This is a genomic window from Providencia sp. PROV261, from assembly GCF_028477945.1.
Taxonomy (GTDB): Bacteria; Pseudomonadota; Gammaproteobacteria; order Enterobacterales; family Enterobacteriaceae; genus Providencia; species Providencia stuartii.
The window spans coordinates 24,931-39,105 of the sequence record NZ_JAMPMC010000010.1; the positions used below are offsets into that span (position 1 = coordinate 24,931).

The window sequence follows — 14,175 nt, forward strand, 5'->3', positions numbered from 1 at the left end:
TTTTATGTCTCAAAGCCGGCATGAAGAGCGTCAACAACGTTTGAAAGAAAAGGTTGATGCTCGAATTGAATCTGCGCAAATCGAACGAGGTATCTTGCTAGTTTTTACAGGAAACGGCAAAGGTAAAACAACAGCAGCGTTCGGTACAGTATGCCGTGCTGTCGGTCATGGACAAAAAGCCGCTGTCGTGCAATTTATTAAAGGCAGTTGGGATAATGGTGAGCGAGAATTATTAGAGCCTCACGGCGTTCCTTTTTATGTCATGTCTACCGGTTTTACCTGGGAGACTCAGGACAAAGAAGCTGATACTCTCGCTTGCCTTGATACATGGCAATATGCGCGGCGGTTACTGGCTGATCCATCCATCGATTTAGTGGTACTTGATGAGATCACCTATATGATTAGCTATGACTATCTGCCATTGGAAGAGGTTATAGACGCATTAACTGATCGCCCTGAGCACCAATCAGTGATTATTACTGGGCGAGGCTGTCACCGCGAACTGCTTACTTTAGCTGACACCGTTACTGAAATGCGCCCTGTGAAACATGCTTTTGATGCTGGAATAAAAGCACAAAAAGGGATTGACTGGTAATCGTATTCATCTGCCGATACATAGCAACTGTGTATCGGCAATTTAATTACATCATCAGAATGCCGGCACCGAAGATCGCTCGGGTTTGCTGCATAAACTCTGCATATTTGCATTTTTCAAGTAATGCCGTGCCATCATTTCTCATTTGGCTATAAATCACTGCCATGTGTGAAATTTTATTGTGGTATTCGTTATAATAGAACTGTTTTCGTTGTGGGTCTAAAGAGCGACGAAAACTATTAACCAACCCAACCACTTCTTGTGCATACATTTGCAGAACTTCATCGGTAAAATTAGGTGTCGTGAGTGGGTAATCGAAATGCACTGTGACCGATTGCTTTTCACCATGAGGCACTTTTTTCACCATTAATTGTGATATAAAGGCATCGCCACGGTGGATTAGGTCAGTCAGCTCCTTATGTGTTAAACACTTCGTTTTTACTTGGCTAACGGCAGCCGAGCTTGATAGCGCTTCTGGTGCTTGTTCACCAACTGGAATATCACAGTTAAACACATTATTATCAATGATATAATCGTTACTGCTATTTATTCTACCACTGAGTTGATAGTGACCCACCACCAGCGATTGTTTGTTCAGATGGTGAAGTGATGGGATCCCTTCTGTCCCATACACATAATTGTACGCGTAATAAAATTGCTGAGTTGGGTTGAGAATGCCACCTTTATTGCCTGGGTAAACAATAAACTGAACAGGTTCACCCGTCGTCGTTATCATAACGTGGACACCAGGCTTCAATAAGAGGCTTCCCACACTTTGATTAGGAACAACAATCGGATGGTAATCCATAAAAAAAATGAAACTATCTGATGTATCATTCGTAAAATAAAAACGCCCGCTTTCTGATATTATGCTTTGATTATTATCACATCCACTAATCATTACGCTTAAGCAAAGTATCATCAACGCCTTTATTAATCGAAAACTAAACATGTAGTATAATTTACCTTTGTTTATTCCTTTACATCATAACGGTAACTTAAACACAGAATATTCTCAAATGAGTTTGTATCATTTTGTGACAAATACATAACCAAAACTAATAAAAAAGGTTATAGATAACTCTATAACCTTTTCGATAAATCAACACAAGCCAAAGTCATTAAATGCGTGTACGACGCTTTGCTGTTGGTCGAGATGATTGACGTTTAGACGCAGGCCTTGCTGCTACTTGTGAATGGCGTTTAACCGCACGACGGATCTGGTTTGCTTTGATACGTCGTTGGTCTCGTTCAACAGCCACCTTAGTTTCTGTTTCAGCTTCAAGCCCAACCAACTCTCTTAGGTAATTGGTTTGTTGTAAGCCTAACTCAGTCCAGCCACCACGCGGCAGACCTTTAGGCAGGTCAATATCACCGTATCGCACCCGGATCAAGCGGCTGACTTGGACCCCAACGGCTTCCCACAAACGGCGTACTTCACGGTTACGCCCTTCTGTTAAGGTCACGTTATACCATTGGTTCATCCCTTCACCGCCACGGAAAGAAACCGTTTTAAATGCGGCCGGGCCATCTTCAAGCTGAACGCCTTGAGTTAATTGACGTATTTTTGCATCAGTGATTTCCCCAAATACACGAACAGCATATTCACGCTCAACTTCGCGACTTGGATGCATTAAACGGTTAGCCAGTTCACCATCGGTAGTAAACAGTAATAACCCACTTGTGTTCACATCGAGGCGACCAACCGCAATCCAGCGAGCTCCCACAAGTTTTGGTAAACGCGTAAATACTGTCGGGCGACCTTCTGGATCATGGCGAGTACACAGTTCACCTTCTGGCTTGTAATAAGCCATGACACGACAGATCTCTTTTTCAGGTTCTTTTATCGCTAATATCCGACCATCTAATCTAATTTTAGTCGCCGGTTTTACTTCAATACGATCACCTAGCGTCGCGATTTTACCATCGACACTAATGCGCCCTTCTTTTAGAAAAGTTTCAATTTCACGACGGGAACCATGCCCAGAGCGGGCAAGAATTTTTTGTAGCTTCTCAGTTTTTTGCGGTTTAGCGCTCATATAACCCTCAAATGTCGCCTTCACAGGCGTCAAATAGTTTTTCGTACACAGTGACGAAAAATAACGAATTGGAAAACCTGCGTATTATACACAGGTTTATGAGGATGCCCTATTATTAATCGACCCGCGATGATTATCGCTTATTCGAAAGGAGATGGGTCACCAGTACCGACACGAACGACAACTGGGCTATCATCCGTGAAATCAATTACTGTTGTGGGTTTTTGACCAATGTAACCACCGTGGATAACTAAATCGACCTGTTTACCGAGTAAATCACGGATCTCTTCAGGATCTGACTGCGTAAAGTCATCCCCCGGCATAATGAGGCTGGTTGACATTAATGGCTCACCAACAGCTTCAAGGAGGTCTCGAGCGATAGGATTAGACGGAACCCTTAACCCAATGGTTTTACGTTTTTCATTCATTAAGCGGCGAGGCACTTCTTTAGTTCCGCGCAGAATAAACGTGTAGTTGCCGGGCGTATTATTTTTAATTAACCGGAATGCCGTATTATCAACATGTGCATAATTTGATAGCTCAGAGAGATCTCTGCACATCAAAGTAAAGTTATGGTTGGCATCAAGTTGACGTATGCGACAAATACGCTGCAATGCCTCTTTCTCTTCCAACCGGCAGCCTATTGCATACCCAGAATCGGTTGGGTAAACGATAACGCCGCCCTTATTTAAAATTTCAACACTCTGGTTGATTAACCGAGCTTGGGGATTATCCGGATGGATATAAAAAAACTGACTCATACAGACCTCTGATCTTTAGTATTGACAGCATCATCCGGTAAAAACCTTAAAATGGCACTATCTATTTACAATAAGAAAACACATCTCTAAAAAGACGCACTACTTTAATGACTTTCCAAATCACTCAGGTTGTTTCACTGGAAATGAGAATATCGAGAGGATAACTATGTGGCTAGCATCGTGCTCGGTATATCACTCCCACTGCACACTCAACCCAAATTGAAGTATCACTGTTATATTTTACACCGCATTTATTATACATCAACGCATTATGTCGTTTTTACTTCGTCCCATAATGTCCAAACCGCCCGTTGATCATCAGGCAGCCACAGGTTACGCCCAAGTTCAATCCACGAACATGGACGATGGAAATCGGAGCCCATTGACGTTTTTAAATTCGCGGATTGTGCAAGTTCATCTAGATACTGCTTTTCATTGGCAGGTTGCTGACAATGAGACACTTCCATTGCATCCCCCTGACACTGTTTAAAATAAGCTATCAAGCGTTTCAGCCATTTATTCGAAAGTTGATATTTCGAGGGATGCGCGAGTACAGCCACGCCCCCAGCTTGCTGGATCACCTTAACGGCCTCATCAATGGTGCACCATTTTGCCGGAACATAGCCCGTTTTCCCCTTTGATAGATAACGCTTAAAAACGTTACTGATAGTTTTCTCTTTCCCCGTTTTTACCAAATATTGAGCAAAATGCGCTCTGGTGACTTGTCCACCTTGGGCTATTTCTAACGCATTTTCCCATGCATCCGCTATACCTGCTTTTTGTAGGCGACGGCCAATCTCCTTTCCGCGCTCGACCCGTAATACCGATTGCCGCTCTAATAGCTCAACCATTGCAGATGCTGTAAGTGAAAAATTTAATCCCACAATATGAATTTCAATATTTTCCCATAAGGTGGAAATTTCAACGCCATTAATCAAGGTTAAAGGGCGTTGTGCGTGTGAAAGGTATTCACGAGCCTCAATAACACCTTCACAGGTATCATGGTCAGTAATAGAAAGTACGTTAACCCCCATCTCAATTGCTCGCTCAACAACCTCAATGGGCGACAAATCACCGTCAGAAGCCTGAGTATGGCAATGTAAATCATATCGGGTCATTAATGGGCTCGAAAATTGTGACATAGCCTATTTCACTCCTTTTTCCCGTTTCTGGATATTTTTCCTAAATATAAATAACAAACCGCTTGACACAACTCACGCGATCCAGTTTACTAGTACACGAGACAAGTTACTGACCCGTATTAATGTGATTATCCAGAGAGGCACTGTATGAATATTCTTAATCTATCAAATCGTTGGTGGCGCAACTTCCCAAATTGGGCGGATGCCGCACACGCATAGATTAAATATGCCTAAGTGCCTAACCCGCCTTCACCCGCGGGTTTTTTTATGTCTAAAAACTGTTAAAAGGCAATAAAATGAATAACCAAAACACAACATTAGCACATTTTAGTTTTCTGGATAGTCCAATTAACTATCAGCAAGATCCAACATTGCTGTTTCATCACCTGTGCCACGACATTCCAGCAACTATGTTACTGGAGTCGGCAGAGATCAACAGCAAAGCCAATTTACAAAGCCTATTGATTGTCGAAAGTGCGCTACGCATTCGTGCATTTGGTCAACGGGTAGACGTTGAAGCATTGACTGAAAATGGTGCTCAATTACTCCCAGTCATCGCAACACAACTAGCTGATAAAGCTCAACATTATGAACTATCAGCACAACATTTGACGATGACATTTAGCCAACCGAATGGTGATCTTGACGAAGACAGCCGCTTAAAAAGCGCATCATGCTTAGATGTATTGCGTTTATTGCCAACATTGGCTCAAGCGACTTCACAAAAATCTGAAAACCTATTTGTCGGTGGGTTATTTGCCTATGATTTAATTGCCAGTTTTGAATCACTTCCTGAAGTGAAAACGATAAATAATTGCCCTGATTACTGTTTTTTTGTCGCAGAACACTATTTAGTGATCGACCATCAAAATCAAGCGGCACGCCTAAAGAGCGCTATTTTTTCGACTGTGGATAGCCATGTAGAAACGGTCACACAACGTCACAACGAGCTGATAGCGGCATGCCGTCCGTTCTTATCACCTCTTCCATTAGGGAAAACGGAACAATTTCACGTTGAAACCAACAAAAATGATCAGCAATACGGTGCGGTAGTCAATGCAATGAAACAAGCCATTTATCGTGGTGATATTTTCCAAGTCGTGCCATCACGGAAATTTTCAATGCCTTGTCCTTACCCATTAATTGCTTATCAAAAGTTAAAGGCACAAAACCCGAGTCCTTACATGTTTTTTATGCAAGATCAGGACTTTTCACTGTTTGGCGCATCACCTGAAAGCGCATTGAAATACAGTGCAAGTGACCGCAAAGTTGAGATCTACCCTATCGCAGGAACTCGCCCTCGTGGTCGTGATGCCTCGGGAGCGATTGACTTAGATCTTGATAGCCGCATCGAACTTTCTATGCGTACTGACCAAAAAGAGTTAGCTGAACACCTCATGTTAGTCGACTTAGCCCGTAATGACTTAGCGCGTATTTGTGAGCCTGGTAGTCGCTATGTTGCAAACCTCACAAAAGTCGACCGCTATTCATTTGTTATGCATCTAGTATCACAGGTGGTTGGCACACTACGCAGAGATCTCGATATCTTTCATGCATACCAAGCGTGTATGAATATGGGCACGCTGACCGGAGCGCCCAAAGTTCGCGCTATGCAATTAATTGCTGAATATGAGCAGGAGCGCAGAGGCTCTTACGGTGGCGCTGTAGGCTATTTTACTGGTAAAGGGGATTTTGATACTTGCATCGTGATCCGCTCAGCCTATGTGGAAAATGGTATTGCTACGGTACAAGCGGGCGGAGGTGTCGTTTTAGACTCCTCCCCGCAAGGCGAAGCCGATGAAACACGTAACAAAGCTCGCGCAGTGATCCGCGCAATTGCCCAAGCACACCAAGCAGAGGAGTTATTTTAATGGCTAACATACTATTACTCGACAATGTTGACTCCTTTACTTACAACCTCGTTGACCAATTGCGCTCAGGGGGCCATCAAGTGGTCATTTATCGCAATACCGTCAGCGCAGAACGTATTCTATCTGTCCTCAATAACATGGATTCCCCTTTGCTGGTGTTATCACCGGGACCTGGGAAGCCAAGTGACGCGGGTTGCATGCCAGCGGTCCTTCAGCAAGTGATCGGTAAATTACCAGTGATAGGTATTTGCTTAGGGCATCAAGCGATTATTGAAGCCTATGGCGGGCATGTTTCCTCTGCTGGAGAAATTTTGCATGGTAAATCATCCATGGCCACCCATGACCAACAAGCGATGTTTGATGGTCTCGATAACCCAATTCCCGTTGCGCGTTATCACTCTTTGGTCGGCAGCCAAATCCCTGAAAAACTGACAATTTGTGCACAATCTAACGGCATGGTTATGGCTGTTCGCAATGACAGTGATCGTGTTTGCGGTTTTCAGTTCCACCCCGAATCTATCCTAACAACTCAAGGGGCTATTTTACTGGAACAAACCGTTGCATGGGCGCTTTCAGCATCGATTGGCACAACAACACCATCATTTTAACCAGGGAAGAGACTCTATTATGCAAACTATTTTCGATAAACTATTCCGTGCACAAGCATTAACACAACAAGAAAGCCAACAGCTCTTTAATGGCATTATTCGCGGTGAATTAACGGAAGCCCAATTGGCTGGAGTGCTCGTCAGTATGAAAATGCGAGGTGAACAACCCGAAGAGATCGCAGGAGCCGCTTTAGCGTGCTTAGAAAACGCACAACCTTTTCCACGCCCTGACTACCCATTTAGTGATATCGTCGGTACTGGCGGTGATGGTGCCAATAGCATCAATATCTCAACGGCGAGTGCTTTTGTTGCCGCTCAAGCGGGGATCAAAGTCGCAAAACACGGTAACCGTAGCGTTTCTAGTCGTTCCGGCTCATCTGATCTACTCGCTGCTTTTGGTATTTCATTAGATTTAAGTGCACAAAGTGCGCGTGACGCATTGGATGAATTAGGCGTTTGCTTTTTATTCGCACCTCAATACCACAGCGGTTTCCGTCATGCGGCTCCTGTACGCTCTCAATTAAAGACACGCACGTTATTCAATGTGTTAGGCCCATTAATTAACCCTGCACGACCGCCTATTGCATTAATCGGTGTGTATCAAGCGTCATTAATTGAACCTGTAGCAAAAACGTTACAAATGCTTGGTTTTACTCGTGCAGCTGTGGTACACAGTGGTGGAATGGATGAAGTTTCTCTTCATGCAACCACGCAAGTTGCAGAATTAAACCAAGGCGCTCTGTCTTTCTATCAGCTCAATGCCGACGATTTTGGGTTGCAAGCTTATCAGCTATCTGATTTAGAAGGCGGAACGCCAGATGAAAATCGAATTTTGCTAAGTAATTTGTTACAGGGTCACGGAAAGCCTGCACATGAAGCCGCCGTTGCAGCCAATGTCGCCATGCTAATGCGGATCAATGGTTATGAAGACCTAAAAGCCAATAGTGAACACGCTCTAAATATTATTCGTAGTGGTGCTGCATTTGATCGCGTCACTGCGCTCGCTTCAAGGAACCAATAAAGATGAAAGCAACCGTACTGCAAAAAATTGTTGATGATAAGCTAATCTATCTGGAAGAGCGTAAACAACAACAACCTTTAGACAGCTTTATTGATAAAGTGCTCCCATCGAGCCGTCGTTTTTATGAAGCACTGTCCGCAAAACGCCCTGTATTTATACTGGAATGCAAAAAAGCATCACCATCAAAAGGGCTAATTAGGGAAGATTTTGATCCTGCCGTCATAGCGAACATTTATGCACCCTATGCGTCAGCTATTTCCGTCTTAACCGATGAAAAGTATTTTCAAGGGAATATGGCGTATTTGACCACTGTCAGTCGTACGGTTAAGCAGCCCGTTTTGTGTAAAGACTTCATTGTTGACCCATACCAAATCTACCTTGCGAGATATTATCAAGGCGATGCTATTTTACTGATGCTCTCTGTCGTGAGTGATGAGCAGTACATTGCACTTGCAGAAGTCGCACACCAACTGAATATGGGTGTACTGACTGAGGTGAGTAACGAAGAAGAGTTAGAGCGAGCCATAAAACTAAAAGCGCGAGTTGTTGGCATTAATAATCGTGACCTCCGCGATTTATCAATCGACCTCAATCGTACCCGCGAATTGGCACCGCGTCTGCCAGAAGGCACCATTATTATTAGTGAATCCGGCATTCACCGCCACCAGCACATTCAATCTTTGAGCCAGTTTGCCAACGGTTTTCTGATTGGTAGTGCTTTAATGGAGCAAGCCGATCTTAACAAAGGATTGCAAAAATTATTAATTGGGGAACATAAAGTTTGTGGCCTAACCCGAAGCCAAGATGCGCAAGCCGCCCTTGCTGCGGGAGCAACTTACGGCGGCTTAATTTTTGCTGAAAACTCCCCGCGAAAAGTGACCCTGTCACAAGCAAGGCAGATAATACATGCCGCTCCACTACAATATGTTGGTGTTTTCCGTGACCAATCTGCTGATTTTGTTGCCCATATGGTCGAACAGCTGGCTTTATCAGCAGTGCAGCTCCATGGTCATGAAGATGCCGATTATGTGAAAAATCTACGTAGCCATTTACCTGAGCATTGTGAAATCTGGAAAGCCGTCAATATGTCACAACCTGATTTCAGCCAGTTTGATGGGCAACCGATTGATTTGCTGCTACTTGATAATGGTCGTGGCGGCAGTGGTCAAACTTTCGATTGGAGCAAGATCCCAAATAGCAGCCAATTTCGCGTGATGGTTGCAGGAGGCTTAAATGCCGACAATTGCCGTCAGGCTGCGATACTATTATGCAATGGATTGGATTTTAACTCAGGCGTTGAAACTGAACCGGGCATCAAAAGCGAGAAAAAACTGAATCAAGTTTTCAGTTCATTAGCACTCTAATCATCAAGAAAAGTAGCGCAATAGTGACTAAGAACTGAAATTGAATATGAATAGCATGACATCAAGAGACGAATAATAATATGAGTAAATTAGACCCCTACTTTGGTGAATTCGGTGGACAATATGTTCCTGAGATTTTAATTCCAGCCCTTAACCAACTGGAAGATGCCTTTATTGAGGCTCAAAACGATCCGACATTTATTAAAGAATTTCATGATCTCCTTAAAAATTATGCCGGTCGCCCTACTGCATTAACACTCTGTAGGAATTTAACCGAAGGCACTAAAACGAAACTATATCTAAAACGTGAAGATCTACTTCATGGTGGCGCACATAAAACTAACCAAGTATTAGGCCAAGCATTATTAGCTAAGCGAATGGGTAAAACAGAAATTATTGCTGAAACGGGTGCAGGTCAACATGGCGTCGCAACCGCTCTAGCGTGTGCTTTGCTTAATATGAAGTGCCGTATTTATATGGGGGCAAAAGATGTTGAGCGCCAATCACCCAATGTTTTCCGTATGAAGCTAATGGGTGCGGAAGTGATCCCTGTACACAGTGGCTCAGCCACCTTAAAAGATGCTTGTAATGAAGCGCTTAGAGATTGGTCTGGCAGTTATGATAAGGCGCATTACTTGCTAGGAACAGCGGCAGGCCCACATCCATATCCAACCATTGTCCGTGATTTTCAGCGTATGATTGGCGATGAAGCAAAACAACAGGTACTCGAAAAAGAAGGAAGGCTGCCTGACGCCGTGATCGCTTGTATTGGTGGCGGCTCAAATGCAATTGGCCTCTTTGCATCATTTATTCCTGAAGAAAATGTGCGCCTTATCGGTGTGGAACCTGCGGGTTTGGGTATCGAAACAGGCCAACACGGTGCACCACTCAAGCATGGTCGCGTCGGCATCTACTTTGGTATGAAGTCACCGATGATGCAAACGGATGAAGGGCAAATTGAAGAGTCCTACTCTATTTCCGCTGGGCTTGATTTCCCATCTGTTGGACCACAGCATGCACATTTAAACAGTATTGGGCGAGCGGATTATGTTTCCATTACCGATGATGAAGCCTTAGCGGCCTTTAAATTGCTATCACGTAAGGAAGGTATCATCCCTGCATTAGAATCATCACATGCATTAGCGTATGCACTAAAACTCGCGGAAAAAGAGCCAAATAAAGAACAATTACTGATTGTGAACCTTTCTGGCCGTGGCGATAAAGATATTTTTACCGTACATGATATTTTAAAAAGTAAGGGAGAAATCTAATGGAACGTTATACTCAACTTTTTGAACGCTTGAACCGCGTTAACCAAGGTGCTTTCGTTCCGTTCGTAACATTAGGCGATCCTGACGCTGAGCTATCCTTAAAAATTGTAGATGCCCTAATTGCTGGTGGCGCTGATGCATTAGAAATTGGTATTCCTTTCTCCGATCCTCTCGCTGATGGTCCTACTATCCAAAATGCGAATTTAAGGGCGTTTAAAAGTGATATTACCCCAACATTGTGCTTTGAACTTTTGGCTCGGATAAGGCAGAAACACCCTGATATGCCCATTGGCTTACTTGTCTATGCCAATTTGGTCTTTAGTAATGGTATCGATAACTTTTATTCACGTTGTCAACAAGCTGGTGTCGATTCAGTATTGGTCGCAGATGTTCCTATGCGTGAGTCAAAGCCCTTTCGCGAGTCTGCCTTAGCACATGGTATTGCGCCTATTTTTATTTGCCCGCCAAATGCTGATGAGCCATTACTCAAGCAAATTGGTGAATATAGCCAGGGCTATACTTACTTATTATCAAGAGCAGGAGTGACAGGAACAGAAAAACGTGCTGAGACACCATTGACTAACTTAATTAGTCGGTTAAATGAGTATCAGGCAGCACCACCACTACAAGGATTTGGTATTTCTGAACCATCTCAAGTTAGCGAGGCAATCGCTAATGGCGCAGCTGGTGCCATTTCAGGCTCTGCCGTGGTTAAAATTATCGAAAATAATCTTCATCGCCCTGATATTATGCTGGCAGAACTTACCCAGTTCGTGGCAAAAATGAAGGCAGCAACACAAAAATAGCGAAATACCCCCACCCTCGATAAACGCCATATCCTGTATGGCGTTTTTTATTTACGATTTTAATTTGCCATTACGGGCGTCTATAAGTTGAATTTTTTCCACTTTCTACTGATACTAAAATTATCAGCGAGAAACTAATTGTAATCATTGTTTATTATGCTGATAAGATCTTGTTGGATGACTTAACCATCACGTATTTTGGCGTTTGACACGTTAGGAGATAAAGGATGAAACTATTCAAATCTGTTAGTGCATTACTTGTCGCTTTCTTTATGGCTTTCACGCTAGCTGCTTGTGCACCAACCGATAAATCTGAAGGCACCGGTGGCTACATTGATGATACTGTCATTACGACTAAAGTAAAATCTGCCCTACTGGCTGAGAAAAACCTAAAATCAACTCAGATTAGTGTTGAAACCTTTAAAGGACGCGTGCAATTAAGTGGCTTTGTCGATTCTAAAGCAGATGCAAATAAAGCCATAGAGGTCACTAAAAAAGTAAAAGGCGTCCAATCTGTCATTGACTCAATGAAAATCCGCTAATACATCATCAATCAACCATTATAAATATCAGCTCAAATTGGGCTGATATTTATATCAGAAATATATCTTACATATTTCCTAAAAATAATAATTACGTTACTTTAATACATTAACAATTGTTGGTATTTTGTTATTTTATCGTTATAAAAAATAGAGGTTATTATTTTCTATGAAATCGTATAATAGATAAATTACATTTTTAGTTAAAAAATTATTCCTAATTTATATCCAAAAAAATCCGAGAATAAATATTCTCGGATTTACTACTACATTCCATTTCAAGTTAGGCATCTGCCTATTATGCATCCTGCAAATTCGATTAGAAGCGATAACCTACGCCAAACATAAATACGAATGGGTCAAGGCGAGTATCAACTTTTTGTTGAGCGCCGTTAAATTTAAATTTAACATCCGTATCAATATCCATCCACCAAAGAGAGGCGTTTAACATCCAATTTTCAGTCAGCATGTAGTCCATACCGGCTTGCGCTGCAAAGCCCCAAGAGCTAGACAGGTCAAGGTCACTCAAGCCCAGCTGTTTTGCCCCTGAATTAAATTTCTCATCAAAGAAGAAAGTATAGTTAATACCTGCACCTAAATAAGGGCGTAATTTATCTTCTTTACTACCAAAATAATATTGTGCCATCAAAGTAGGTGGTAAATGATGAACTGTCGCAATATTGCCTAATTCACCTAAACTAACTTTATGCTCGAATGGCGTTGCAGCTAATAATTCCACACCGATATTATCGGTAACCATGTAGCTGAATGTCAGCCCTAATTGAGTATTATTATTTGCATTAAAATGACCTAGGCCACCTAATACATCATCAGAGCCTGCATTCGGACGGACAGTTGCAGTACCTGCACGGAAAATAAAATCGCCAGCTTCATGAGCAAATGAAGCAGCTGGTGCAAGCGTTGCGGCAGCTAAGACAAGCGCAGTGAGTTTTTTCATTATTAATCCCATTCCTGTGTTTATTATTTTGGTTTAAATATACCGTTTAATTTTATTTAATGTTCAAATCAAGATCACATCTTTTAATAAAGATAACCTAATCTGACTAAGTTGAATTTATTATTCCATTTATAATTTTTTTGATTTTGATGTAAATCAATTTTTGTTATATATACTTTAAAATAAGAATTGATTACCTCGCTTTTAAATTTAACACACCACTTAAAGTTGTATTTAAAATATCCCTTAATAAAGATAGTAAAAATAAATGAAATCGCCTTTGCTAATCAGCCTTCACGCTGACTGCTCCTTTTTTGCTCACCCCCAGTCTTTTCTGATCTTTCTCTACCTATGCGATAGATACTCAGTTACAATCAGCTAAAATTTTATCCCGTTTGTAGATAGGAGCAGTTACATGTCCATTTCGGCCAACTCACTCATCAATGATAGTGTGAATTTTTTCAAAAATCAGTTAGGTGGCCTATTCACAATAGCGCTGTTAGCAGCTGTTGTGAGCGTTATTATTTACGCTATATTGATACCCGATCCACAACTCTTTGTGACTTATCTTGAATCTCTTAAAAAACTCACTGAAGTAGGGAGTCAGGGCGCCCAATACTGGTTGGAAAATATGACAGATCAAGAAAAAAATGCGATCATCCATGTTTTCTTTGGTACACTCCTCCCCACTATCTTAGGTAGCACCATATTAATTTGTGGGGTTTTATCCTATATCAACCGTCTTTCACGTGGTGAAGATATTACTGCTATGCAAGCCCTATCCTCATCATTGCCAAAAATCCCTTCTATTTTTTTACTCGTCCTCATTTGCTCTTTGCTTGTGCAGATAGGGATTAACTTGTTTATCGTTCCTGGGGTTCTTCTTGCAATTGGCTTTTCCTTAGCCCCTGCCGTGCTAATCAGCGAAAATGTGAGTCCATTTAGCGCAATAGGTAAAAGCTGGAAAATAGCCTATGCAAATTGGCGTATCATCTTACCTATGATTATGATTTGGCTAGCATCACAAATGCTGATCGCTTTACTTTTTAATATGTTTGAACTGAATTATATCGTATCTAACGGGATTTCATTTTTTGTCAATAACCTGATTGCAGCCTTTGTCCTGCTTTATTTTTTCCGCCTATATATGCTGGTGAACCTCAAATAGTGTTGTTCACTGGCACCATAAAAAAACTG

General features: G+C 42.1%; 12 protein-coding genes, 1 pseudogene and 1 other annotated feature. Of the genes and pseudogenes, 8 read left to right on the plus strand and 5 right to left on the minus strand.

The features are described from left to right. Positions 1–4 precede the first annotated feature (4 nt). Positions 5–595, plus strand: a complete 591-nt coding sequence (gene cobO, locus PR675_RS06005) for a cob(I)yrinic acid a,c-diamide adenosyltransferase (RefSeq protein ID WP_004920176.1) — start codon at positions 5–7, stop codon at positions 593–595. A gap of 46 nt (positions 596–641) precedes the next feature. Here the strand turns inward: cobO and PR675_RS06010 are convergent, their stop codons facing one another. The 4 genes from PR675_RS06010 to rnm form a co-directional block, all read right to left on the minus strand. Then, on the minus strand, positions 642–1,331 hold the full coding sequence (locus PR675_RS06010; protein WP_131728126.1) for a hypothetical protein: 690 nt from the start codon (positions 1,329–1,331) through the stop codon (positions 642–644). Positions 1,332–1,716: 385 nt separating this feature from the next. Then, on the minus strand, positions 1,717–2,634 hold the full coding sequence (gene rluB / locus PR675_RS06015) for a 23S rRNA pseudouridine(2605) synthase RluB (protein ID WP_014656052.1): 918 nt from the start codon (positions 2,632–2,634) through the stop codon (positions 1,717–1,719). 140 nt (positions 2,635–2,774) lie between these two features. Continuing rightward, complete coding sequence (locus PR675_RS06020; RefSeq protein WP_004920184.1) at positions 2,775–3,395, minus strand: L-threonylcarbamoyladenylate synthase; 621 nt, start codon at positions 3,393–3,395, stop codon at positions 2,775–2,777. Positions 3,396–3,664: 269 nt separating this feature from the next. Then, positions 3,665–4,537, minus strand: a complete 873-nt coding sequence (rnm, locus tag PR675_RS06025; protein ID WP_060561048.1) for an RNase RNM — start codon at positions 4,535–4,537, stop codon at positions 3,665–3,667. Positions 4,538–4,705: 168 nt separating this feature from the next. Continuing rightward, positions 4,706–4,806, plus strand: a sequence feature (Trp leader region). A 27-nt stretch (positions 4,807–4,833) separates the two neighbouring features. Between rnm and PR675_RS06030 the strand changes: the two genes are divergently transcribed. The 6 genes and pseudogenes from PR675_RS06030 to PR675_RS06055 all read left to right on the plus strand — a co-directional run bounded on the left by PR675_RS06030 (position 4,834) and on the right by PR675_RS06055 (position 12,020). Next, the gene (locus PR675_RS06030; protein WP_036940367.1) at positions 4,834–6,408 is read left to right on the plus strand and encodes an anthranilate synthase component 1; all 1,575 of its coding nucleotides are present in this window, start codon (positions 4,834–4,836) and stop codon (positions 6,406–6,408) included. Continuing rightward, positions 6,408–8,037 (plus strand): annotated as a pseudogene (gene trpD, locus PR675_RS06035) (bifunctional anthranilate synthase glutamate amidotransferase component TrpG/anthranilate phosphoribosyltransferase TrpD). Before PR675_RS06030 ends, trpD begins: the two are co-directional and overlap by 1 nt. Positions 8,038–8,039: 2 nt before the next feature. Continuing rightward, positions 8,040–9,401 (plus strand): bifunctional indole-3-glycerol-phosphate synthase TrpC/phosphoribosylanthranilate isomerase TrpF, encoded by a 1,362-nt coding sequence (gene trpCF / locus PR675_RS06040; protein ID WP_060561049.1) that lies wholly within the window; start codon positions 8,040–8,042, stop codon positions 9,399–9,401. Between the two features lie 80 nt (positions 9,402–9,481). Next, positions 9,482–10,672, plus strand: a complete 1,191-nt coding sequence (gene trpB, locus PR675_RS06045) for a tryptophan synthase subunit beta (RefSeq protein WP_014656054.1) — start codon at positions 9,482–9,484, stop codon at positions 10,670–10,672. Beyond that, complete coding sequence (gene trpA, locus PR675_RS06050; protein ID WP_014656055.1) at positions 10,672–11,478, plus strand: tryptophan synthase subunit alpha; 807 nt, start codon at positions 10,672–10,674, stop codon at positions 11,476–11,478. The genes trpB and trpA overlap by 1 nt, the downstream gene beginning before the upstream one ends. Before the next feature lie 227 nt (positions 11,479–11,705). Then, complete coding sequence (locus PR675_RS06055) at positions 11,706–12,020, plus strand: BON domain-containing protein (protein WP_004920212.1); 315 nt, start codon at positions 11,706–11,708, stop codon at positions 12,018–12,020. Positions 12,021–12,339: 319 nt separating this feature from the next. On the opposite strand, the gene ompW is transcribed toward PR675_RS06055, so the two are convergent. Then, complete coding sequence (gene ompW, locus PR675_RS06060) at positions 12,340–12,978, minus strand: outer membrane protein OmpW (RefSeq protein WP_014656056.1); 639 nt, start codon at positions 12,976–12,978, stop codon at positions 12,340–12,342. 415 nt (positions 12,979–13,393) lie between these two features. Between ompW and PR675_RS06065 the strand changes: the two genes are divergently transcribed. Further along, positions 13,394–14,146, plus strand: coding sequence for a YciC family protein (locus PR675_RS06065; RefSeq protein WP_004920220.1), 753 nt, complete (start codon positions 13,394–13,396; stop codon positions 14,144–14,146). The last annotated feature ends 29 nt before the right edge of the window (positions 14,147–14,175 follow it).

Excerpts from the sequence above, each read along its gene's own strand:
- rnm (WP_060561048.1), bottom strand. The coding sequence starts at position 4,537 with ATGTCACAATTTTCGAGCCCATTAATGACCCGATATGATTTACATTGC.
- PR675_RS06030 (WP_036940367.1), top strand. The coding sequence starts at position 4,834 with ATGAATAACCAAAACACAACATTAGCACATTTTAGTTTTCTGGATAGT.
- trpA (WP_014656055.1), top strand. The coding sequence starts at position 10,672 with ATGGAACGTTATACTCAACTTTTTGAACGCTTGAACCGCGTTAACCAA.
- PR675_RS06010 (WP_131728126.1), bottom strand. The coding sequence starts at position 1,331 with ATGATAACGACGACGGGTGAACCTGTTCAGTTTATTGTTTACCCAGGC.
- PR675_RS06065 (WP_004920220.1), top strand. The coding sequence starts at position 13,394 with ATGTCCATTTCGGCCAACTCACTCATCAATGATAGTGTGAATTTTTTC.
- cobO (WP_004920176.1), top strand. The coding sequence starts at position 5 with ATGTCTCAAAGCCGGCATGAAGAGCGTCAACAACGTTTGAAAGAAAAG.
- trpB (WP_014656054.1), top strand. The coding sequence starts at position 9,482 with ATGAGTAAATTAGACCCCTACTTTGGTGAATTCGGTGGACAATATGTT.
- PR675_RS06055 (WP_004920212.1), top strand. The coding sequence starts at position 11,706 with ATGAAACTATTCAAATCTGTTAGTGCATTACTTGTCGCTTTCTTTATG.
- PR675_RS06020 (WP_004920184.1), bottom strand. The coding sequence starts at position 3,395 with ATGAGTCAGTTTTTTTATATCCATCCGGATAATCCCCAAGCTCGGTTA.
- trpCF (WP_060561049.1), top strand. The coding sequence starts at position 8,040 with ATGAAAGCAACCGTACTGCAAAAAATTGTTGATGATAAGCTAATCTAT.
- ompW (WP_014656056.1), bottom strand. The coding sequence starts at position 12,978 with ATGAAAAAACTCACTGCGCTTGTCTTAGCTGCCGCAACGCTTGCACCA.
- rluB (WP_014656052.1), bottom strand. The coding sequence starts at position 2,634 with ATGAGCGCTAAACCGCAAAAAACTGAGAAGCTACAAAAAATTCTTGCC.